General features: G+C 57.8%; 17 protein-coding genes and 6 pseudogenes. 10 read left to right on the top strand and 13 right to left on the bottom strand.

Annotated features, from left to right (window positions below; translation table 11 throughout):
* Positions 1 to 24 precede the first annotated feature (24 nt).
* On the bottom strand, positions 25 to 768 hold the full coding sequence (locus DMX12_RS01525) for an SPOR domain-containing protein (protein WP_110675876.1): 744 nt from the start codon (positions 766 to 768) through the stop codon (positions 25 to 27).
* Positions 769 to 1,614: 846 nt separating this feature from the next.
* On the opposite strand from DMX12_RS01525, the gene DMX12_RS01530 reads away from it, so the two are divergent.
* Positions 1,615 to 2,922, top strand: coding sequence for an OprD family porin (locus DMX12_RS01530; RefSeq protein WP_110675878.1), 1,308 nt, complete (start codon positions 1,615 to 1,617; stop codon positions 2,920 to 2,922).
* A gap of 152 nt (positions 2,923 to 3,074) precedes the next feature.
* On the opposite strand, the gene DMX12_RS01535 is transcribed toward DMX12_RS01530, so the two are convergent.
* The 3 genes from DMX12_RS01535 to DMX12_RS01545 all read right to left on the bottom strand — a co-directional run bounded on the left by DMX12_RS01535 (position 3,075) and on the right by DMX12_RS01545 (position 5,678).
* Positions 3,075 to 4,094, bottom strand: a complete 1,020-nt coding sequence (locus DMX12_RS01535; protein ID WP_110675880.1) for a zinc-binding alcohol dehydrogenase family protein — start codon at positions 4,092 to 4,094, stop codon at positions 3,075 to 3,077.
* Positions 4,095 to 4,104: 10 nt separating this feature from the next.
* A complete protein-coding gene (locus tag DMX12_RS01540; protein ID WP_256590366.1) occupies positions 4,105 to 4,476 on the bottom strand; it encodes a putative quinol monooxygenase in 372 nt (123 codons plus the stop codon).
* A gap of 110 nt (positions 4,477 to 4,586) precedes the next feature.
* Positions 4,587 to 5,678, bottom strand: a complete 1,092-nt coding sequence (locus tag DMX12_RS01545; protein WP_110675882.1) for an NADH:flavin oxidoreductase/NADH oxidase — start codon at positions 5,676 to 5,678, stop codon at positions 4,587 to 4,589.
* A gap of 84 nt (positions 5,679 to 5,762) precedes the next feature.
* On the opposite strand from DMX12_RS01545, the gene DMX12_RS01550 reads away from it, so the two are divergent.
* Positions 5,763 to 6,077, top strand: a complete 315-nt coding sequence (locus tag DMX12_RS01550) for a helix-turn-helix transcriptional regulator (RefSeq protein WP_110675884.1) — start codon at positions 5,763 to 5,765, stop codon at positions 6,075 to 6,077.
* A gap of 30 nt (positions 6,078 to 6,107) precedes the next feature.
* Here DMX12_RS01550 and DMX12_RS01555 read toward each other — a convergent pair whose 3' ends face one another.
* Positions 6,108 to 7,016, bottom strand: coding sequence for a LysR family transcriptional regulator (locus DMX12_RS01555; protein ID WP_110675886.1), 909 nt, complete (start codon positions 7,014 to 7,016; stop codon positions 6,108 to 6,110).
* A 122-nt stretch (positions 7,017 to 7,138) separates the two neighbouring features.
* Here DMX12_RS01555 and DMX12_RS01560 point away from each other — a divergent pair, with 122 nt between their 5' ends.
* The 3 genes and pseudogenes from DMX12_RS01560 to DMX12_RS29690 all read left to right on the top strand — a co-directional run bounded on the left by DMX12_RS01560 (position 7,139) and on the right by DMX12_RS29690 (position 8,839).
* Complete coding sequence (locus DMX12_RS01560; RefSeq protein WP_110675888.1) at positions 7,139 to 7,882, top strand: SDR family oxidoreductase; 744 nt, start codon at positions 7,139 to 7,141, stop codon at positions 7,880 to 7,882.
* A gap of 67 nt (positions 7,883 to 7,949) precedes the next feature.
* A pseudogene (locus DMX12_RS29685) lies at positions 7,950 to 8,375 on the top strand (LysR family transcriptional regulator); the annotation flags it as partial.
* Positions 8,376 to 8,518: 143 nt separating this feature from the next.
* Positions 8,519 to 8,839, top strand: coding sequence for a hypothetical protein (locus DMX12_RS29690; RefSeq protein ID WP_232248996.1), 321 nt, complete (start codon positions 8,519 to 8,521; stop codon positions 8,837 to 8,839).
* Positions 8,840 to 9,113: 274 nt separating this feature from the next.
* Here the strand turns inward: DMX12_RS29690 and DMX12_RS29695 are convergent.
* From DMX12_RS29695 to DMX12_RS01580, 5 genes and pseudogenes are all read right to left on the bottom strand, one after another.
* Positions 9,114 to 10,031 (bottom strand): annotated as a pseudogene (locus DMX12_RS29695) (hypothetical protein); the annotation flags it as partial.
* 6 nt (positions 10,032 to 10,037) lie between these two features.
* Positions 10,038 to 10,508, bottom strand: a pseudogene (locus tag DMX12_RS29585) (amidohydrolase family protein); the annotation flags it as partial.
* A gap of 3 nt (positions 10,509 to 10,511) precedes the next feature.
* Entirely contained in the window at positions 10,512 to 10,880 is a 369-nt protein-coding gene (locus tag DMX12_RS29590; RefSeq protein WP_197889157.1) for a hypothetical protein, read from the bottom strand.
* Between the two features lie 292 nt (positions 10,881 to 11,172).
* A complete protein-coding gene (locus DMX12_RS29595; RefSeq protein ID WP_197889158.1) occupies positions 11,173 to 11,601 on the bottom strand; it encodes a hypothetical protein in 429 nt (142 codons plus the stop codon).
* Positions 11,602 to 12,117: 516 nt separating this feature from the next.
* Positions 12,118 to 13,023, bottom strand: a complete 906-nt coding sequence (locus DMX12_RS01580; protein ID WP_110675890.1) for a LysR family transcriptional regulator — start codon at positions 13,021 to 13,023, stop codon at positions 12,118 to 12,120.
* Between the two features lie 157 nt (positions 13,024 to 13,180).
* Here DMX12_RS01580 and DMX12_RS01585 point away from each other — a divergent pair, with 157 nt between their 5' ends.
* From DMX12_RS01585 to DMX12_RS30205, 3 genes and pseudogenes are all read left to right on the top strand, one after another.
* On the top strand, positions 13,181 to 14,290 hold the full coding sequence (locus DMX12_RS01585; RefSeq protein ID WP_110675892.1) for an S-(hydroxymethyl)glutathione dehydrogenase/class III alcohol dehydrogenase: 1,110 nt from the start codon (positions 13,181 to 13,183) through the stop codon (positions 14,288 to 14,290).
* A 43-nt stretch (positions 14,291 to 14,333) separates the two neighbouring features.
* Positions 14,334 to 14,732 carry a VOC family protein gene (locus DMX12_RS01590; protein WP_110675894.1) on the top strand — a complete coding sequence of 133 codons (399 nt, stop codon included), beginning with the start codon at positions 14,334 to 14,336 and terminating at the stop codon, positions 14,730 to 14,732.
* Between the two features lie 181 nt (positions 14,733 to 14,913).
* Positions 14,914 to 16,243: pseudogene (locus tag DMX12_RS30205) on the top strand (DUF3422 family protein).
* A 197-nt stretch (positions 16,244 to 16,440) separates the two neighbouring features.
* Here the strand turns inward: DMX12_RS30205 and DMX12_RS29710 are convergent.
* The 3 genes and pseudogenes from DMX12_RS29710 to DMX12_RS29715 form a co-directional block, all read right to left on the bottom strand.
* Positions 16,441 to 16,560: a thioredoxin domain-containing protein gene (locus tag DMX12_RS29710; RefSeq protein ID WP_232248989.1), complete on the bottom strand. Its 120-nt coding sequence runs from the start codon at positions 16,558 to 16,560 to the stop codon at positions 16,441 to 16,443.
* A gap of 17 nt (positions 16,561 to 16,577) precedes the next feature.
* A complete protein-coding gene (locus DMX12_RS01605; protein ID WP_256598375.1) occupies positions 16,578 to 16,958 on the bottom strand; it encodes a redoxin domain-containing protein in 381 nt (126 codons plus the stop codon).
* 184 nt (positions 16,959 to 17,142) lie between these two features.
* Positions 17,143 to 17,452, bottom strand: a pseudogene (locus DMX12_RS29715) (TolC family protein); the annotation flags it as partial.
* Between the two features lie 178 nt (positions 17,453 to 17,630).
* Here DMX12_RS29715 and DMX12_RS01615 point away from each other — a divergent pair.
* Positions 17,631 to 17,933: a putative quinol monooxygenase gene (locus tag DMX12_RS01615; RefSeq protein WP_110675896.1), complete on the top strand. Its 303-nt coding sequence runs from the start codon at positions 17,631 to 17,633 to the stop codon at positions 17,931 to 17,933.
* Between the two features lie 431 nt (positions 17,934 to 18,364).
* Positions 18,365 to 21,056, top strand: a pseudogene (locus DMX12_RS01620) (excinuclease ABC subunit A).
* Positions 21,057 to 21,141 lie beyond the last annotated feature (85 nt).

Here is a 21,141-nt window from a genome sequence, read left to right on the forward strand (position 1 = left end):
GGTCCAGCGCTAAATTGGACTATGTCAATTTCCTGCCGTCATCCATCCTCGAACGCCATGACTTTCACTCAGCTCTTTCACGACTCGAGCCGCGTCCTGCTTATGTTTATATGGGCCTATGACGACAAAGTTGTTTTCTTTACGCGCTACCGGCAACTCCAGTTGCTGAATGGCTTTTAGTGCGCGATGGCGGCTGGGCGTATTCAATGCAATTTCGATCACCCAAAGGCCGAATGAAGGCGTGGCTGAAGCTGCTTTTTTAGCGTGGAAAATGTAGCCGCCGCACGTCAAGCACGTGCGTTCCAGCGTGATTAGCGAGCCTGGTACGGTGCCAAAGACATGCCATTGCGGATCATCGGTTCTTTTGCGGGCGAAGATTGCCAAGAGCAGGCCGGTAAAGGCAATCAGCCCGCTGAGGATGATTGTCCATATGCGTGCCTGTGCGGGTAAAGAGGACAGCGTAAGTACTGGTGTTTCGTCTGGCTTTTCGTACAAAAACTGTACGGCGTCAGCCTCCGTTGAGTCGGGTGTGCGGGATTCGTTTTTTGCAAGGGGTGTGAGTTCGTCGGGAAGATTTGTACTGATCTCTGTCGCAACTTTATTAGCAATGTCGTTAAATTCGTGCTCGAAGTCTGTCACTTTTTGCTGGATGTATGAATTGTCGACGTTATTTTCACAAGTTGGTCCTGTGGACGTGTAGATACATAGTAGAGCTGATAGTTGCCCTAAAACGTTAGTTGCCAGTAAGCCCAAGCTAAGCTTTCGCACGGCGCCCTCTCCAAATCAAGTGAATAGTTATTTGTGCCATTTCTTTTTATAAAGAAAGGTTTAATTTCTGATCCTGAGATGGTCTGAGTTCTCGAGCGCGTCAGTGTGCCCAAGCGCCAAAATTAGTTGGCTGCTTTTTGTTGTTTTAAAGAACATCGGGCGTGCACTTTATAGACTACTGATTCACGAAAAAGGCTCAGATAGTCGAAAAAAACCATATCAGAATGGGAGGGGTTAATCCTATGAAATACATGTATTTAAGATAAATATCGTGACCAAAGTGCCTTGTGGAAAACCGCGAAGGATCTGCATTCGCCACTTATGTGATGAACACTCAAAATTCAAAAGTTATAGAGCCCGGTCGCTATCCATAAAGTCATCGAAGTCGTCGAACATGACCGGAATTGTGTCGGGTCCCAGCCCCTTAAATCAGACGCAAAGACAAATTTCCAGACTTCGGCGCAAAACTCCATCTCCCCAGGCAAGGCGCTCCCTGCGCCTTTCACACACACTTGGCTCTAGCGCTCTCGCGCTGTAAAACAACAAGAGCCACGAAAAATGACCAGATTCCCACCTGCTATCGAAAGGCAGACCTGCCATATCGGCGCCCTCCGGGTACGCTACATGCGACGATCATCCGTTCACCTCATGCTCATGTGCAGGTCACCTCGGTGGTTTTTTCCAACCCGCTGCCATGGAGCAGGATGTTCAGAAGAATAAAATGGCGTGCCAATTATCGGGTTAGTTGAAATTGACTAAGTACCGGTCCTTCGTGTGCGTTGCGTTGACCTCTAAGATTTTGCGTTGCTTCTATTACTTTAAAATAACAAAGGGAGCGCTATACAATTGAGTAGGAAAAAAATTGCTGCAAGTTCGGTGTTTCTTGGTATCACCCTGAGTGCACAGGCGCATGCTGACTTTCTAAGTGATAGCAAGGCCACCTTGGGGATGAGGAACTTCTACTTCAATAACGACAACCGCGATGGCACTGCCGCCCCTTCCAAAACCGAAGAATGGGCGCAGGGTTTCATGTTGGACTTCAAATCGGGTTATACCGATGGCATGGTTGGCTTTGGTGTCGATGGCCTGGGATTGCTGGGGGTTACCCTGAACAGCGGCAAAGGACGGCATGTCGGCAGCACCATGATGCCTTCTGACAGTGACAACCGTGCCGTCGACGAGTGGAGCCGGGTGGGGCTGACCGGAAAAGTCAAAATGTCGAAAACTGAACTTCGCTACGGCACCTTGATTCCGAAACTCCCAATTCTGGTTGCCAACGATGGGCGCGTACTTCCACAAACCTTCGAGGGCGGTCAAATCACCTCGAGCGAGTTCAAGGGGCTGACCTTGACTGGAGGTCGGATCGAACATGCGACAGGGCGTGGTTCAAGCGATCAGACGGGGTTGGCCGTTGCTGGTGGTACGCGTGAGAGCAATCAGTTTGACTTCGCCGGGGGCGATTGGAGTGTCACCAAGGATCTGACAGCTCAGTACTACTACGCAAACCTCGATAACTACTATACGCAGCATTTTTTTGGATTGATTCACACCCTTGCGCTCTCGGACAATCAGTCCCTTAAAACCGACCTGCGCTACTTCAAAACTGACTCGTCAGGTGCAAATAGCTCCGGTACGTCAGGCTACAGAATTAATGGCTACACCAAAAACGGTGATGGAGAGATCGACAACCGTACCTGGAGTGCCGCGTTGATTTACACGCTGGGTGGCCACGCGATTACTGCGGGGTACCAAAGTGTGTCGGATGGCAGCAACTTCACTCAACTCAATCAGGGCAGCCTGATAGACAAGGGCGCCGGTGGAGCAAGCCTGTATCTGTATACAGACCGCCTGATCCAAACGTTCACCCGCGCAGGCGAGCGCACAGCTTTCGGTCAGTATGCTTACGACTTTGCCGCTCTGGGAGTTCCTGGCCTGAAAGGCTCGGTCATGTACCTCTCCGGCGATAATATTAAAACTACGTCCGGCGACAACCAAAAGGAATGGGAAAGAGACATTAGCCTGGACTACGTCCTTCAGTCCGGAGCGCTTAAAGGTGTCGGGTTCGGCTGGCGTAACGGCAAGTCCAACAGCGAAGCGGCTCGTAACGTAGATCAGAACCGAGTTTTTGTAAGCTATAGCATTCCGCTTCTCTAACGAGTGTCATGAGGACGAATAGCCGCTTTCAGTCCGGCCACGCTGAGGAAGGCACCCGATAACACGGGTGCTTCTGTGCAGGATTATCCGCCCGACGCTCAGGACATTAGGTAGGTGGTGCAGCCGGTTTGATTTATTTTGTCTACGCCCTCTTAGAAGCCTTCCAGCACGATCTTGCCCTTCGCCTTGCCGCTTTCCAGCAGAGCATGGGCTCGACGAAGATTTTCTACGCTGATGCGCCCGTAGTTGTCGCCAACGGTGGTGCGCAAGTCGCCCCTATCAACGCGCCGCGCAATTTCATTGAGGATGTTGTGCTGCTCCTGCATGTCCTCTGTCTCGTAAAGCGAGCGGGTGTACATCAGCTCCCAGTGCAACGACAGGCTCTTGCGCTTCATCGGTACGACGTCAAGCGTGGCCGGGTCATCGATCAGGCCCAGCCTGCCCTGAGGTTTCAGTGACTCGATAATTTGCTCGAAGTGCCGATCGGTCTGGGTCAGGCTGGCGACATAGCTGACTTGTGCGATACCGAAGCGTTTGAGCTCCTCGCTGAGTGGCTTGGTATGGTCAATGACATGATGCGCACCAAGCTCGGTGACCCAGGCCTGCGTTTCAGGGCGCGAAGCCGTACCAATGATCGTCAACCCGGTTAGCTGACGAGCCAGCTGAGTCAGGATTGAACCCACCCCGCCTGCAGCGCCGATGATCAGCAGCGTTTCGCCTCGGTCGGTGGTATCGCGTGCAACACCCAGGCGATCAAAAAGTAATTCCCAGGCGGTCAGGGAAGTCAGCGGCAATGCCGCAGCCTGGCTGAAATCCAGCGACTGGGGCATTGAGCCGACGATGCGTTCGTCCACCAGTTGCAGCTCACTGTTGCTGCCCGGGCGGATCAGCGATCCGGCGTACCAGACCTTGTCACCGGGCTTGAATAGCGTCACGTCGCTGCCGACCGACTTGACCACGCCGGTAGCGTCCCAACCGAGGATACGCGGCTGGCTTTCGTCCTCGTGCGGTACGTATCCCTGCCGCACCTTGGTATCGACAGGATTGACCGATACGGCCTTTATCTCTACGAGCAAGTCGCGCGGCCCCGGCACTGGCTCGGGTATATCGATCTCCACCAAGGCGTCGGGATGTTCAATAGGCAGGCATTTGAAGTGTGCAATGGCTTTCATTCGAAGATCCTCAGGAGATGCGATACATTTTCGTGATGGTGAGCTTTTCAGCAGCACGTTCGATGAAAGGGAGCGCTGTCTGAAAATGCGGTGTCGCTTCGTGAGCAGTCAGCGCCGCTTCGTCCCGCCACTGCTCGATCATGTGGAAAGTGCGAGCCTGCTCGGCATCACGGTGGAAATCGTACTGGATGCAGTCCGCTTCGCTTCGGCTTGGGCCTTGCAGGCCCTGCAGCGTCTGCTCGAGCTCGACTTCGAAGCCGGCCTTGGCGACCAAGGTGGCAATCAGTGTCAGAGGGGTGGTCATCAAACCTCCTGTCTGTGTGCGATATGAAGAGGGAGCATTGGCTGGCACGGGTGTATCGAAGATGTCCATGCCGGCCATGCGGCCAAAAACCTGAATCCGGGTGAGAGCGCGACAACAATCTTGCCCACTTGGGCATTCGACCAAGTTGATAGCCCTAAGGCCACGCGAGCGCTCTCGCTCCGGCGGGATCACCTGTAGCGTTCAAGCCAATGGGCATAGGGAGCGGGCAAGGTCCAGGCAGCACGCTCTACACCCAGCGCCTGGGCGGCTGAATAGGACCAGTTAGGATTGCCCAGGTGCGCCCGGCCAATCATCGCCAGGTCCAGTTGACCACTTCTCACCGCTTCTTCGGCGACGCTCGGCGTGCCGAAGCCCCATGCCGAGGCCACCGCAATCCCCGCCTCGCGCCTTACGCGCTGAGTAACTTCGCCCATGAATCCGGGGGCCCAAGGAATGTTGGATTCAGGGATGGTGAACCCGATACTGACGCTGAGCAAGTCCAATCCACCGTCCTTGAAACGACGTGTCAGTTCGATAGCCTCTGACAAGGTCTGCTCGTCCCGGCCGTCGTATTCGATGACACCCAGGCGAGCGGTGAGCGGCAAGTGCTCTGGCCATACTTCGCGAACCGCCGCCAGTGTTTCCAGCAGAAAGCGGCTACGGTTATCGAAGTTTCCGCCGTAGGCGTCGTCACGAAGGTTGGAGTGTTCAGAGAGGAATGACTGGGCCAGATAGCCATGGGCGAAATGCAGCTCCAGCCACTCGAAGCCGGCCTCACGTGCACGGCGAGCGGCTGAGACAAAATCCTCGCGCACCCGGGCGATATCCTCCAGCGTCATGGCTTTGGGCAGCTTGGCGAGATGAGCGCCAAAGGCAACAGCCGACGGGGCGATGGTCTGCCAGCCACGCGCATCATCCTCGCCGATATGATCGTCACCTTCCCAAGGGCGGTTCGCACTGGCCTTGCGCCCCGCGTGGGCAATCTGGATACCTGGCACTGCGCCGGCAGCCTTGATCGATTGCACCACCGGCACGAAGGCGCGGGCGAGCTCATCATTCCAGATACCAGCGCAGCCAGGCGTGATCCGTCCTTCGGGGGACACGGCGGTCGCCTCGACGACCACCAGTCCCGCCCCGCCCCGCGCGAGGGTAGCATAGTGCACAGTGTGCCATTCGTTGATCAGGCCATCATCAGCCGAGTACATGCACATGGGGGGAATCGCGATCCGGTTGCGAAGGGAAATATCCTTGAGCGTGAAAGGTTGGAACAGCGCAGACATCAGGTTTTTCTCCGAAGTTTATATTTCTGTTGTTCGATAATATTCGAACTATTGGCATAGAGCAAACCCGTGTGTGATTCGCTCATGCGCCCCTTCAAACACCTTCCTCTCAGCGAATTCGTTCTTGAGCGTCTGTTTTACGCCTTGAGCGACCCTGTGCGCCTGGAGATAGTCCGGCGTCTCGCCGAGCTGGGAGAGGCCAGCTGTGGCGAGCTGGACGGTGGCCGAGCGAAGTCCACCATGTCCCACCATTTCCGGGTGCTGCGAGATGCCGGACTGGTTCAAACCCAGACCATCGGCACGACCCCCATGAACTCGTTGCGTAGGGAAGATTTGAGTCACCGTTTTCCGGGCCTGCTGGAAACGATCCTGTCCCAGTACGACGAAAAAGGAAGATGAGGCTCACGGGTGTTTTTCCACACAACTCTTTCAGCGCGCGCTCTGCGCAAAAACACGCGGATCTGAGAAGCAGTTGACCAGGTGGTCGTACACCAGCCTCACTCTCGGTGCCACGGGCCCTGATTGCGGGCGATACATGATCAATTCGGAAGGCGGCGGGGCATCGTGTTGCATGACCTCGACCAGTCGCCCTTCAGACAGATAGGGTTCTGCCAGATAACCGGGCATTTGCCCAAAGGCGATTCCCGCCAGAACAATCTCTCGCTCGGTTTCTGGATCGTCGCAGGTAAATGCCGGGGAGGCAGGCAGGAACGTTTGCCCCTCAGCAAGCACCCACGGCCAGGGGCGGCCGTTGTTGCGATCGATCAGCATCGACAGGGGCAAGCGTTTCAGATCCTCGATGCTGCCAGGGCATTGCACGGTGTCGAGGAGTGACGGCGCCGCGACGATTTTCAGGTCGACATGGGCCACCGTTCTGGCGATATAGCGCCGATCCCGCACAGCTCCAACACGAATACCGATGTCAATCTTGTTGGCCACCGCGTCGGTGAGCTGGTCATCCAGGCTCAGGTCGATGCTCAGGCCCGGATTCTCAAGCATCAGCGGTTTCAGAAACTCAATCAGATACAGCTTGCCAATGGCGTGGGGGGCCGTGATGCCGACGGCGCCTTTTACCTCCTGTTTACTGTTGGCGATAAACAACTGATCTACCCCATCCAGGGTTTCCCGGGCTTGCACGGCAAGTTTGGCACCAAAAGCGGTGACGTGAACCTGCCGCGTGCTGCGGTGGAACAACAGCTCCCCAAGCGTGCGCTCCAGTTCTTTGATGGCGCGTGTCACGGTCTGCGGAGAGGTGCCGAGACGGGTGGCTGCATCGCGAAACGTGGTCGATTGCGCCGCCACCGAAAAGATCCGAATCAGCTCCATGCGATTGAGCATTGGCGTCAACTCCCGTTGCAGAAAATGGAATTCTCAAATCCGAACTCTTCCATTTTCTGACGAATAAAACCAGCGCAGACTGCACTCATCAACCCAAACAGGTCTCAACAGGAGCGCTGAACATGAGTAAAAACATCCAGGGTAAAGTGGTCGTTATCACCGGTGCGAGTAGCGGTCTGGGCGAAGCAACGGCGCGTCATCTGGCAGCGCTCGGGGCCCATGTGGTGCTTGGCGCCCGTCGCCAGGACCGTCTGGACGCGATTGTCCGGGAGATCGCCGCAGCAGGCGGCAAGGCGATTGCCCATCCGATAGATGTCACAAACAAAGAGGACTTGTCTGCGCTGGTCGCCAAGGCTGTCGAGGCATTCGGTCGCATCGATGTGATGATCAACAATGCAGGGCTGATGGCGATCTCTCCGATTTCGCAACTGCGCACCGAAGAGTGGGATCGCATGATCGACATCAACATCAAGGGCGTGTTATATGGCATTGCGGCCGCGTTGCCGCTTTTCGAACAACAGGCCAGCGGTCACTTCATCAACATCTCGTCGGTTGCCGGCATCAAGGTGTTCAGCCCCGGTGGATCGGTGTACAGCGGTACCAAATTTGCGGTGCGCGCTATTTCCGATGGCCTGCGTCATGAAGTCGGCGGGAATATTCGCACGACGACCATCGAGCCGGGCGCGGTGGATTCCGAGCTCAAGTTCGGCAGCGGGCACCAGCCGAGCGCCGAGGTTGTTGGCGAGTTTTACAAGAAGGCCATCCCGGCTGATTCGGTTGCACGGGCCATCGCTTACGCGATCGAGCAACCTGCCGATGTCGATATCAACGAGATTGTTCTGCGTCCGACGGCGCAAGACTTCTGATAGGTACCCTGTGCCGTTTGTGCCCTTGCACAAAGGCACGGGTGTGAGCGATTAAGCTTTAGCACTATTGGATACTTCGAATGAATGGCCGGGAGCCAAACTTCCACGCAAGCCAACCAATATCGGTGATATCAACCCGTTTGTTTTTACTGTGAAGGCGGGAAGCTTTACCGCCGCGGCGATTACACTGGGCATGGACCGGCATTGTTCGCTTGGAGGGCCGGATGGGCGCACGGTTGCTCAATCGCACGACGCGCAAACTGAGCCTGACGGACGAGGGACAGATTGCGTATGAGCGCTGGCGGCAGATTATCGAGGATCTTGATGAGGTCGAGGTGACCATGGTCCGGGCCGTGGGCGGCCGACCGGTACCTTTAAACTCACGGTCCCGCTGTCCTTTGGTCAGCGCCATGTCCTGCCGATCCTTGATGCCTATCTGAAGCAGTGGCCGGAGCTGCACGTGGAGTTGTGGTTTACCGATCGCTTTGTCGACGCCCTTTTTACCACAGATGTAGCCGACTCCTCATCCTTCCTCGGAGCGTCATCCCATTTTTTCAACGCCTGTTTCAACCAGAAGCACTCACTATCGGTCCGATTTTGCCGCTGGAAACCCATCCCGGTCGAGCGGCCCCGACCATGCGCGGTCATTTCGAGATGGTGCAACGCGTCGAAGCGCTGGACTTTGGTGCGCTCTGGATGCGTGACATTCTTTTCTACGATCCGGATTATGGCGACGTGGCGCAGATGTTCAAACCGCTGGGCCATCCACAGCCAGCCAAGCGATTATGCCAACAGCCAGCCGATGATGGTTCTCACCGACACGGCCGTGTTCCCAATAATGTGAATATAAGCAGCTCGCATGTTGTGGTCACGGCTATCCACTTCAAGGTTGTTGTGAGCATGCTCCGTGAATTCGACGGTCCGTTCACCAGATGGCAGAGCAACGGCTACTTTTGAACCCATGCGGCTCCGGAATTTCGCTGGTGGTTTCCAGAAAGCCGGCTGTTTGCATAGTTAAACACTTGCCTCGAACCGTCCTGGCGTATCGTCGTAACAGTGACATAGCCGGCCGAGAGAATACCATTCATCCGGAAGTCACTGTTGATGGGGGGCGAGCCTGTGAAAAGCTTACCATTGACTGGTCTAATCTCATTCAGTCTGGAATCTTCAGCATGCGAACTGTCGACATCCAGCAGGCAAGAATAAACCTGTCCCAGCGTTGATGAGGCTGTCAAAGGATGTCATTCCTGATTTCCAAGTCCGGCAGGCGGCTCTCCTCATCTGTTGTACAGAGTTGGTAACGGGCCGTGTTGGCAACGGGTGCCACCTTAAGTTGTAGGCTGGTTTCTACGGAGAGCGGCGGTGCAGTGGCGGTGAGTCGGGCGAGAACATTTAGGATGTGATCGGCACTCAGGGCGCCAGACAATCCTCGCAAGCGCCAATCGATTTCGCGCGTGCAGCGCTCAGCGATTCACACAGGAGGACCGAAGGTCACGACTCAAGCACCAGTTCTACCGCTACCAGCACCGGGTCGAGACCAGCGATGGGCACAGCAGCCAATACCTACGTCATAATTTGATCACCGTTGCTGTGATGTCTCAGGCCCCGCTTGAGAAGCCGCAACGGAGTGGGCAGATCTGCAAACGGCGTGCCATTGCACAGTGCACTGGGTTTGCGTTCGATGAGTGGGATGTAATGCTGCCAGTCAAACCTGACCTGATCTCAATCAAATAGGCACTCGTGGCTGGCAATCATCGTGTCATCGGCGATGACCCTGATCCGGGAGGGATATAGACGACTGCTGACCCATTGGCCGACTCGCTCACACGGCACCGAATCGCGATTTCGTGCCACGCAGATCAGGCAGGTGCTGGAGACCCTTACGGTGTGCTCGACGTAGCCATCAAAGGCGGTCGGCATCCATTTCGACCCGCTCCAGCTCCAAAACGTCCGCCACCGTCAGCCCGTTGCACTAGGGGTGTAGCAGCTCGCTCCAGAGCGCACGCACGACAGCGTTGGCCCAGCCAGGCATTCAGTTCCTCGAGGGTGTGGAACATGCAGTTTGAGCGTCAATCCTGATGCGCCGTCGACTGCCTTGAACGTTCTTATCGACAATGCCCTTTTTCCAGCCAGAGGCTACGTTGCAGAATTTTGCGAGTTTGCCGGGCACGATGCTTCCGACGTCCTTTTCCAGCTGGAGCGAGTACGCAGCATCCAGCGTCACCGCTTTCAGGGCGCCGAGGCGACTAACCCGTTGTTCGGGGCCGCGCAGGTTGCCATCGTTGGTGATGCGATTTACGCCGGTCCACATCAGGAAAAGCGGCTGGCCGGGGGGCATCGGCATATCGGAGTGGAAAGAGTAGGAAATGCCGGCCCTCTCGACATCACCCATGCGGGCCAGGTTATCCGCCCGCGCGGGGTCGAGCCCGTTGGTACGGTAATTGTCTGCAAGTGCCACTGGGTAGTACGGGTTCCCGCTCACGATGGCACCCAGTCGTTTAATACGCGCAACTTGTTCAGGCGTCGAGACCGCGAAGTGAACGATCACAGTGCGGTGGTCGGGGGCGAGGGTGACGGCGCATATTGAGCTCAAGCTGGTCGAGCAACATGTCGAGGCCGGCGTCACCGTTCACGTGCACATGGATCTAGTACCCGAGGTCCCAGTACACGCGGAACGACGGGCAAACAGATCGGGATCCATCATCCACTCGCCTTTATGCCCGTCGGTGTAGCCATCCTTAACCTGCATGAGCTGGGAGAAGATGGCGCCGTCCGCGAACAGCTTCACTTGCTTGGGAAGATACGCGGTCATACCCTGTCCCCAGGTCAGGATCTTCTCGCTTTCCTCGGCGATCTTTTCATCGGGGTAAACGCCGGTGATCGATTGGCCGTCAACGATGTAATAGAAGCGGAAGGGCGACGAGGAACTGCTCAGCACTGCATTTTGGGCTTCCTGCAACTTTTTCGACGAAATGCCGCCCGCCGGGCTCGCACCCAACGTTACGCCGTTGGCGTGGTAGTAGGTCTGAACGAACTCGAGCCCTGCGCGTAACCGTTGCGGCGAGGCGATTACCGGACCGATCAGCGGCAGGACAGCGAATCCGCCCGGTTCCCAACTGTGGCCATTGGCAAAGTCCGACTGTCTTTTTGCGCTGTCGGACAGCCTGTCGTGCCAGGCTTTCGTTACACCATACTTTTTTCGGCAGCGGAGTTCACGTAAAACTCATGACCCGACCGGTGCCAGATGATAATCGGTCGAGTCTTGCTCATTGTATCAAGGTCGGCCTTCTTCAGCGCAGCATGGAAGTATTAGTATAGCCCCAACTGATCAGAGGCGCATCTGGATCCTTCAGCGCAGTGTTGGCAGCCTTCAGGCGCGCGAGGTATTCCTCATGGTTCTTGGCTGCTTTCGATGTTCCCTTCGGCAGCACCCAGTCTTCGATGGAGATGATCTCGCTGGTCATTGTCAGTGCGGCCAGCAATGGATGATCGTGCTGGGCAATGAAGCCTGGCACGATGACCTGGTCGGCAAAGGTGTTGTTGACCGTGTAGGACTGCTTGCCAGCCGCGGCCTTGAGTTCGTCAAGCGATTCCGTCTCGAGAATGCGATCGCCGACGACCGCCACGGCCTGGACGGTGGGTTTCGCCGGGTCAAGGGTGACGATTTCCTTAGCCGGGTAAAGGATGATTTCGGGCAGTGTCTCCACCGCCTCGACCATATCCTGCAGCGATGAGGTGGTTCCTGCGGTCGCCGTACTCGCACCCTGCCGCCAAGAAGATGGCAGCTAATAGACCTGACCGAAGATGATGGACAGTTGGCATGTTCGCTCCTCGCTCACTCATTCCTGACCGTTAGGACCGGTGGCATTGTTGAACCCACTAAGTAGGTAACGAAGTTAGTTTCCGTATCCAAAGTCTGTGCCCGACAGCATTCCTTGCTCTTTCCTAGTGCCAAAATATAACTTGAGATGAGCAGAAAGCACGACAGCGTTTTGGGGCGCATCACCGAGTCTAGCAGCGACCCTCCAGCCTGCTTTTTTTATCCCCAACGCAGAGTTATCTATGATCAAGAAAACCCTATCCGTTGCGTGGACGGTAGGCAGCGACTGCTACCACCTCCAACAGGCTCGTAAAAGCTTCCCCGAGCCCGAGTAACTATTCAACCGCAAAGGCGAGCCACCAAGGCCCAGTGCCTCGCTTTCCACGACGTAGGCCCTGTAACGCCAAGCTGCGTGTCAGCGCAAAGCTGGCAGCGCCCCAACGGCGGCCAGCATTTCATCAAATACCACTCGAACCCGTCCCGGAACGGGGCCACGCTGGGGTCGATAGACGTACAACCCCCATGCCGGAGGCTCTTCGTCTTGCAACACTTGCACGAGTTTCCCGCTGGCAATGTAGGGGGCCGCCATGTAGTCCGCTAGTTGGGCGCAGGCGACCCCGGCCAGTGCGGCGCCTATTTCCATGTCGGCATTGTCGGCAATGAGGGTGGGAGCTGCGGGTATCCACTGCTGCCCCCCTTTGAAGTGCCAAGGCCAGGGGCGGCCGGTATTGGTATCCAGGGCTGCGGCGATCGGTAGGCCGGCCAACGCATCGATATCGCCAGGTGCGCCCACTTTCTCGATAAGACTTGGAGCGGCAACGATTGGCAACCTCATATCGGCTGCCTTGCGCGCGACGAAGCGACTATCGCGCATGAAACCAACTCTGATGCCAACATCGATCCCGTCGTCAACCGTGTTGCTGATGCGATCGGACAGGCGCACATCCAGGTTGATCCCAGGATGACGTGCGACAACGCGCTCCAATGCAGGTAAAACTGCTCTGGTACCCAGGCTGTGCGGTGCAGTGATGCGGACCGTGCCCGACAGGGTAGTCTGCTGGTCGGCCGCAGGCGTTCGCCATAGATCCTCGAACCGCTCCAGCACAGGGCGCACCTGTTCCAGCAGGCCTTCGGCAAAGGCGGTGATGCGCACCTGTCGCGTGCTGCGATGGAACAGCACCTCGCAGTAGTGTCTCTCCAGTTGTTGGATAGCTCGCGTGACGCCTTGAGGGGAAGTCCCCAGACGCACGGCTGCGTCGCGAAAACTGCTGCATTCGGCCGCCACCCGAAATATGCGCAGCAGTTCGATATCTTTGGTCATTACCCATACCTCATGTCCAGCTTCGTTGATCGTTAATTGTTCCACAAATGGAATTATAAAATCGAAAAAATTCCATATTTTGCAGCTTTGTCGTCTCCTATACTGACAACTCAGCGGAATGCTCCGCTCCTGTGCCCCCTGATAAGGAAACGACATCATGAAATCCCGTGCAGCAGTCGCCTTCGAGCCTGGAAGGCCGCTGGAAATCGTCGAGATCGACGTTGATCCGCCTCGCAAAGGCGAAGTGCTCGTAAGGATCACAAATACTGGCGTTTGCCATACCGACGCCTTCACCCTGTCGGGCGATGACCCCGAAGGTCTATTCCCGGTCGTGCTGGGTCACGAGGGGGCGGGTATCGTCGTGGAGGTGGGTGAAGGTGTGACCAGCGTGAAGCCTGGCGATCACGTCATTCCTCTTTACACCGCCGAATGCGGCGAATGCCTGTTCTGCAAGTCCGGCAAGACCAACCTGTGTGTCGCTGTTCGCGCAACCCAGGGCAAGGGGCTAATGCCCGATGGTACGACCCGCTTCTCGTACAACGGCCAGCCGCTTTACCACTACATGGGCTGCTCGACCTTCAGCGAATACACGGTAGTGGCTGAGGTATCGCTGGCCAAGATCAACCCCGACGCCAATCCCGAGCACGTCTGCCTACTGGGTTGCGGTGTGACCACGGGCATCGGCGCCGTTCACAACACGGCCAAGGTGCAGCCAGGTGACTCGGTGGCCATCTTCGGTCTCGGCGGCATCGGGCTCGCAGCGATTCAGGGTGCGCGCCAAGCCAAGGCAGGTCGCATCATTGCCATCGATACCAATCCAGCGAAGTTCGAGCTGGCTCGTACCTTCGGCGCGACCGAATGTCTCAACCCGAAGGACTTCGACAAGCCGATTCACGAGGTTCTCATCGAGATGACCGGTTGGGGTGTCGATCACACCTTCGAGTGCATTGGCAACGTCAACGTGATGCGCTCGGCACTGGAAGCAGCACATCGTGGCTGGGGCCAGTCGATCGTCATCGGCGTGGCTGGTGCAGGCAAGGAAATTTCGACGCGCCCGTTCCAGTTGGTCACCGGTCGCACCTGGAAGGGTTCGGCTTTCGGTGGGGTCAAGGGCCGCACTCAGCTTCCCGGCATGGTGGAAGACGCAATGAAAGGCGAGATCGATCTCGCCCCGTTCGTCACCCACACCATGGGCCTCGACGACATCAATAAGGCCTTCGACCTGATGCATGAAGGCAAGTCGATTCGCACAGTGATCCACTACTGATCACTCACTGTCCATTCAACACCAACCACCAAGGAAATTAACCATGTCCAATCCTGTCATTTCCGGCGACGGCATCTTCTCGCATGTCTTTATCGGCGCCGCCGACGTTCAGAAGTCGGCAGCGTTCTACGACGCCGCTCTGGGTGCTCTCGGCATCAAGAACCTCGGTCCTTTCGGCAACGGATGGGTGCTTTTCGGTCGCGAAAAGCCGGCTTTCATCATCGCCCGCCCGGGCAATGGTGAAGCGCCTTGCAGCAACGGCGTGACGATCGGCTTTGCGGCCGCCACTCCCGCTGAAGTGGATGCTTTCCACGCCGCCGGCCTTGCCGCAGGCGGCACCGACGAGGGCCAGCCTGGCGCACGTGGTCACCTGCCGGGTGCCTATGCGGCCTACCTGCGTGATCCGGCGGGCAACAAGGTCTGCTCGTACACCTTCGTCTGAAAGCAAGGCAGCTGAGGGCGTTCTGACAGGGCCAGCACAAGCCTCTGTACGGCGAGCCTATTAGACAGACCGTGCAGGCGGTGCCTGCTCATGAAGGTCGGCCCGCAGCCATGTGCGAAACGCATGGCTGCGGGCATTTGCCTTGAAACGCGTCTTTCATCTAATGAGAAATGAGGTCGTTATGAAAGAGCCGGCCAACATCAATACGACGACCATACCACCCGCCCCGACTGCCATCGTGTACGGCATGCCGGCCTATGTCGATCTTGCTGCAGCCGTTGACGAAGTGCACGCGCGCCCGCATCTGTTGCTTCAGGCCCCCCGGAGCATATTGCAGCTCGCTTTCATGACCGAAGGCGACGTGGCCAAGGATCAGATGGCGATCAGCACGTTATTTCATCGTTTCGGCGTTGCCGAGCCCGACCACGCTACGCTGCTTCACGACTTGACATGGGATGAGGGGGACCTGCACTGCGAAAAGCACGCCGAGTTCTCGACGTATCTCTGGTGTGCTTCGCTGGATTCCGAGACGGAGAGCCGTGCGGCGAAAACCCGTTCAAGCATGGATTGCTCCAGGCCCGGTCGTCTCTGGCATCCATTTGAGACTTTTTCCATGGACGCCGGAAACGGAGAAGGAGGCCAATCATTTTGATCCTGCCAGCATGTGCTACTCAATTGTGGAGAACGGTTCTGCCGTCATCCTGACCGATTTCCGATAGGATGAGGACGGCTTGACGCAGATCCTCATCCTCACCCGCGATTTGACCCCGGCGCGGGCGGGTGCGCTGGTTCAGCGTCTGCTGGAGATCGAGACTTACCGTACCCTGGCGTTGCTGTCTCTGCCGTTGACACGATCGATGACGTCGCAACTGCGACGTATAGAGTCGCGGCTCGCCGCGATCACCGACGAGATGTGTACGAGCTTGGTGGAGCGGCGAGACAGCGACGTGCTGCTGTCCGAATTACCCGGCCTGGCTGCCGAGTTGGAAGCTGGCGTTGCGGCGAATTTCTATCGAATCGGGGCTAGCCGCGCCTACTACGAGATCGTCGAGGAAAGGCTGGCAGCGCTTTCGGAAGAGGCCGTATCCGGGTACTGCACCTGGGCGGAGTACCTGCAGCGTCGCATCGCTCCAGCCATGCGGACATGTCAATCCGTAAAGGAGCGCCAAGCCAAGCTCTCCGACAAGTTGACCCGGGCCATAGCATTGCTGCGTTCCTGGGTCGACGTCGAACTTAAACACCAGAACCGCGATCTGCTGGCGTCGATGAACAACCGGGCCAAGATGCAATTGCGCTTTCAGCAAACCGTCGAAGGTCTGTCGGTCGCGGCAATTTCTTATTACGTCGTGAGTCTTCTCGGCTATTTGCTCAAGGGCATTCCGATCGTTCACGACAATGTGGCGCAGGTGACGGCGGTTCTGCTGCCTGGGGTGATGCTGACTATTTGGTGGATCGTGCGCAGGATCAGACACGCCCACGGCGACACTTCAGCGGAAGAGAAATATTCCTGACGAGCTGCCGTCCTGGAGCGCGAAAGCTGCGCCGTTCGTTTGAACATAGCAGAGCCACATGGAACGCATCGTACATCACGCCAATACTCAGCAGTGACAGCTGCACCCAGCGCATGCGGGTGAGCGGTCGTCAGTGGAAAGTTACGGAACACGAACTGCAAATCATCGCGAAAATACTGTTGTAGCTTTTTGACCACTCAATACGCTTCACCGCAATAGGGACATTGATAGTCACCAAAATCCACCAGTGTGACCTTGGCTTGCGCACTTCCCTGGCGATGGTCGGTTGCACTTACCGGGACTTTGAGATTGGCCATGTGATCACCTATTAATGTTAGGTTGGCGTGCTTTGTGATGAATTCGCCAGAGCATCCAGAATGCCGTCCGCCCCGGGATTGATTGCCATCGGGGAGACGTAGCTCCAGGCGACCACTCCCTCCTTGTCAATCACGAACAGCGCCCGCTTACAAGCCCCCAGGTGGGACTCGTACGCCCCATACTGTCGTGCCACAGCCCCTTTGGGCTCGAAATCGGTCAGCAGGCTGAAGTGAAAATTCCGATCTTTGGCAAAGGCCTGATGACACCAGGCGCTGTCAACTGAGATACCCAGTAGCGCTGCACCGTATTCTCTGAATGTGGGTAGCAACTGGTTGTACAAATTCAGTTGGTCACCGCACACCGAAGTCCAGTCAGCGGGATAAAAAGCCAGTATCACGGGGGTTTCCCTTTAGCTCGCGCAGCGACAACTGTTGATCAGGGGTTGCGTACAGAGTGAAGTCGGGCGCGACAGTGCCGGCCGGCAGCGGCCCTTGAACCAGGTCGCCATTCGTTTCTTTTGCATCATCCAATTCTGAAGTGTGCATTGCTTGAGCCCTAATAGATGGGCGGTTGGGGTCTGCTCAGCGGGATACGACTTGCCCGGCGGGATAATTCCATCCACCGCAAAGTGGTTTATAAATGGCGACGATGCCGCGATTCACCTCGATCTCAGCCTGAGCCTGAGCCTGATTGTCTTCGGCTGCGAGACGTTCACGTTCCGCATCAAGAAGCAGGAGGAGATCCGCCGTGCTTTCGCGGTATTGGATTGAGGGCCAAGTGTGTAGCAGAACCGCAGGATTCGCTCTGGCTCATCGATGACTATAGTCGCTGGTGACGCTTACCGTAGTCGCTGAACGAATTTTCGGTATCCTCCAGTGCCAGCAACACTTCGGGCGCTTATTTTGCTGCCAATTTAGGCAACTGTTTTACCCGATGGTTTGGCACCTGACTCGACGCTACCCTTCATCCCCGCCACGCTGGAGCTGGGCGGCATATCGGCGAATATTGCGTTGCGCTTACTGGAAAGCATGGGGCATGATGATGTAGTCCTAACAACAGGAGGCACGTCATGGTCAACGTAGCGTTGTTCGTTCGTCTGGAAGCAAAGCCCGGGAAAGAGAAAGAGGTAGAGAGCTTTCTCTTGGGTGGCCTTCCAATAGTGGAGGAAGAACCAGCCACTACGGCTTGGTTCGCCATCCGCTTGGGGCCGTCCACCTTTGGCATCTTTGACGCCTTCCCGGATGAAGCAGGCCGGCAGGCTCATCTTTCAGGCAAGGTCGCAGCGGCGCTTATGGCCAAGGCTGCCGAGCTGTTTGCCACACCACCGTCAATCGAGAAGGTTGACGTCCTCGCGGCCAAGCTACCTGGCTAAGCAAGTCAAGCAAGGCGCTCCAACCAACGCTCCTGCCGCCACTTTGCAGCGTCAGGGGCGCGGCTGAGTTTGGACGTGTAGCGATGCCAACTGGGATAAAGCCGTGGAGGCGGGGCTGGCGATCCTGCTTAAGCCCTTATTGCCCGATGCCCTGTGATGGGATATGGAGCCGGACGCAGCACCGAAACTCATTAAAGCGCGAGCCTGACTCCGGTTTTCTACATCTTCCAGCAACGAATCCACCAGCGCCTGGCACATCTACAGCGAATGTTCGGTCGCTGGATTGACAGCGACAGGCGAAAGGTTCCCGGGGCAGGGCAGGGGATTCAACGCGGGCGCCGAACTTGCAACACTAAACTCCGGTCAATATGAGCGTTCGGCCCACCCGGATCAACAGCACGTTGCCATCACGAACAGCGGGACGGGAGCCCATGCCAAACCCTTCATTCGGTGAATCCTCCTGCAACACTACGGCCAGCGGCCTGGTGGAAGTGCGCGGCGCGCGGGAAAACAATCTCAAAGACGTCGATGTCGCCATTCCACGCAATGCGCTCGTGGTGTTTTCCGGTGTGTCGGGTTCCGGCAAGTCCTCGCTAGCCTTCGACACGATCTACGCCGAGGCGCAGCGGCGCTACTTCGAGTCGGTTGCCTAAGCGCAGCGATTGATCGACCAGGCGGGCGTTCCGGATGTCGATGCGATCGACTGCCTGCCGCCAGCGGTCGCATTGCAGCAACAGCGTGGGGCGAGCAATGCGCGCTCTTCCTTAGGCAGTGTGACCACGCTGTCCAGTTTCATACGCATGATGTACTCGCGTGCCGGCGCCTATCCCGCCCATCAACCGATGTTGTACGCATAGGACTTTTCGCCAAACACGCCGCAAGGGGCCTGTCCGGCGTGTCATGGCCTGGGCCACGTGTACGAGGTGACGGAGGCGAGCATGGTACCCAACCCGTCGCTGAGCATACGTGATCGGGCCATCGCCGCCTGGCCACCGGCCTGGCATGGTCAGAACCTGCGCGACATCCTAGTCACCATGGGTTTCGACGTCGACCGCCCCTGGAAGGACCTGTCCAGAAAAGACCGTGACTGGGTCCTGTTCACCGAGGAGACGCCCACGGTACCGGTTTACGCGGGCCTCACACCTGCCCAAACCCGTGACGCACTCAAGCGCAAGCTCGATCCCAGCTACGTGGGGACCTTCACCGGCGCGCGACGCTATGGGCTGCAGACCTTTGCCAATACCCAGAGCGCATTGATGAGAAAGCGCGTGTCGCGCTACATGGAAGGCAAGCCATGTCCGACCTGCCACGGCAAGTGGCTCAAGGCCGAGGCGCTGTCGGTCACCTTTGCCGGGGTGGACATCGGCGAGTTCATGCAACTGCCGCTGGACCGCCCGGCTGCATTGCTCGAGCCCATCGCCCAGGGCGATTTTCGCGCGCACGCAGCCGGGGAGGGCACCGACCTGGCCGCGACCCGTTGTGATCGATCCGAACGCGCCGCACGCGGTCGTGCGGTGCATGCCGAATCGCCTGACGTGCGCCGGACCTCGGCGCTCTCGGAGGAGAAGCGCCTTGCCGCGCAGCGCCTGGTCGGGGGTGTGATGGCGCGACTGCGCCAGCTGCGCGGATTGGGCCTGGGTTACATCACCCTGGATCGGGCCACCCCGACGCTGTCGGCTGGCGAGCTGCAACGCTTGCGCTTGGCCACGCAAATGAGTTCCATGCTGTTTGGCGTGGTGTATGTGCTCGACGCTCAGCAGGCCTGCCCCCCTCAGACAGCAAGTCGCTGTACGACGCTCTGGACAAGCTGCGCGATGCTGGCAATTCGGTGTTCGTGGTGGAACACGACCTCGACTTGATGCGCCGCGCGCAATGGCTGGTGGATGTGTGGCCGGATGCGGGAGAGCGGGGCGGCCATGTGCTTGACAGCGGTGTGCCGCAAGGGCTGCGTGAGATTGCCGAGTCGCGCACCGCACGTTGTCTGTTCGATGAAATCCCCGCGCCGGCTAGCCGTGGGCGCGAACCCGCCGGCTGGCTGGAGTTGCGAGGTATTCGGCGGCACAACCTGCATGGCGTGGATGCCAACATCCCGCTCGGCGTGCTGACGGCGATGACCGGCATCTCGGGTTCGGGCAAATCCAGCCTGGCCGCTCAGGCCTTGCCGGAACTGTTGTTGTTGTTGTTGTTGTTGTTGTTGTTGTTGTTGTTGTTGTTGCACCTGGGGCACGAGCCCGAGGACGATGCGGCCGAAAACGCCAGCAGCGAAGGGCCGGCGATGATCGAAGTCACCGGTGGCCACCTTGCAGGCGATGTGGAGGTGATCCAGCGCCTGGTCCAGGTCGACCAGAAGCCGATTGGCCGCACGCCACGTTCCAACCTGGCCACCTACACCGGTCTGTTCGATCACGTGCGAAAACTGTTTGCCGCGAAGCCGGACGCGCGCCGTCGTCGCTTCGACGCCGGTCGGTTTTCCTTCAACGTGTCGAAGGGGCGCTGCGTACGTGCGAAGGCGAGGGTTTCGTCAGCCTTAAGCTGCTGTTCATGCCCAGCGTCTACGCACCCTGTCCCACGTGCCATGGCGCGCGCTATAACGAGGCTACGCTCGCCGTGCGCTGGAATGGAAGCAGCATCGCCGATGTGCTGAACATGACGGTGGAAGAAGCCCAGGACTTCTTTGCGAGCCAGGACGCCATCGCGCGGCCGTTGCAGCTACTGCGGGACATCGGGCTGGGTTATCTGCGCCTTGGGCAGCCCGCCACGGAGTTGTCGGGGGGCGAAGCGCAACGCATCAAGCTCGCCACGGAGCTTCAGCGAAGCCAGCGAGGTCGCAGCCTGTATGTGCTCGACGAGCCAACTACCGGCCTGCACGCGTCGGATGTCGACCGCTTGCTGGTACAATTGCAGCGCCTGGTCGATGCTGGCAATACCGTAGTGATGATCGAGCACGATATGCGCGCGGTGACCCAGGCCGACTGGGTAGTCGACGTCGGGCCCGGCGCGGGAGGGGCGGGCGGCCGGATCTTGGCGGTCGGCACGCCTCGGCAGGTAGCGGTCGCGCCAACAAGCCAGACAGCTCCCTTCATGGCTGAGGCGCTCAGGCGCGTGCCACAGTCAGTCGACTGATCGCACAAGACCGACCTTGTTCTCGTTACGATCGCAAGGTTGGTACGCGTACTCCGCTTGAATCGAAAATGGCACTTCACAGCCG

Source organism: Pseudomonas sp. MB-090624 (assembly GCF_003205245.1).
Lineage (GTDB): Bacteria > Pseudomonadota > Gammaproteobacteria > Pseudomonadales > Pseudomonadaceae > Aquipseudomonas > Aquipseudomonas juntendi.

What these genes read in the sequence shown, in the direction of transcription:
- DMX12_RS01535 (WP_110675880.1), bottom strand. Translation starts at nt 4,094, where the DNA reads ATGAAAGCCATTGCACACTTCAAATGCCTGCCTATTGAACATCCCGAC.
- DMX12_RS01540 (WP_256590366.1), bottom strand. Translation starts at nt 4,476, where the DNA reads ATGGCCGGCATGGACATCTTCGATACACCCGTGCCAGCCAATGCTCCC.
- DMX12_RS01545 (WP_110675882.1), bottom strand. Translation starts at nt 5,678, where the DNA reads ATGTCTGCGCTGTTCCAACCTTTCACGCTCAAGGATATTTCCCTTCGC.
- DMX12_RS01550 (WP_110675884.1), top strand. Translation starts at nt 5,763, where the DNA reads ATGCGCCCCTTCAAACACCTTCCTCTCAGCGAATTCGTTCTTGAGCGT.
- DMX12_RS01555 (WP_110675886.1), bottom strand. Translation starts at nt 7,016, where the DNA reads ATGCTCAATCGCATGGAGCTGATTCGGATCTTTTCGGTGGCGGCGCAA.
- DMX12_RS01560 (WP_110675888.1), top strand. Translation starts at nt 7,139, where the DNA reads ATGAGTAAAAACATCCAGGGTAAAGTGGTCGTTATCACCGGTGCGAGT.
- DMX12_RS29690 (WP_232248996.1), top strand. Translation starts at nt 8,519, where the DNA reads ATGCGCGGTCATTTCGAGATGGTGCAACGCGTCGAAGCGCTGGACTTT.
- DMX12_RS29595 (WP_197889158.1), bottom strand. Translation starts at nt 11,601, where the DNA reads ATGGTCGAGGCGGTGGAGACACTGCCCGAAATCATCCTTTACCCGGCT.
- DMX12_RS01580 (WP_110675890.1), bottom strand. Translation starts at nt 13,023, where the DNA reads ATGACCAAAGATATCGAACTGCTGCGCATATTTCGGGTGGCGGCCGAA.
- DMX12_RS01585 (WP_110675892.1), top strand. Translation starts at nt 13,181, where the DNA reads ATGAAATCCCGTGCAGCAGTCGCCTTCGAGCCTGGAAGGCCGCTGGAA.
- DMX12_RS01590 (WP_110675894.1), top strand. Translation starts at nt 14,334, where the DNA reads ATGTCCAATCCTGTCATTTCCGGCGACGGCATCTTCTCGCATGTCTTT.
- DMX12_RS29710 (WP_232248989.1), bottom strand. Translation starts at nt 16,560, where the DNA reads ATGGCCAATCTCAAAGTCCCGGTAAGTGCAACCGACCATCGCCAGGGA.
- DMX12_RS01615 (WP_110675896.1), top strand. Translation starts at nt 17,631, where the DNA reads ATGGTCAACGTAGCGTTGTTCGTTCGTCTGGAAGCAAAGCCCGGGAAA.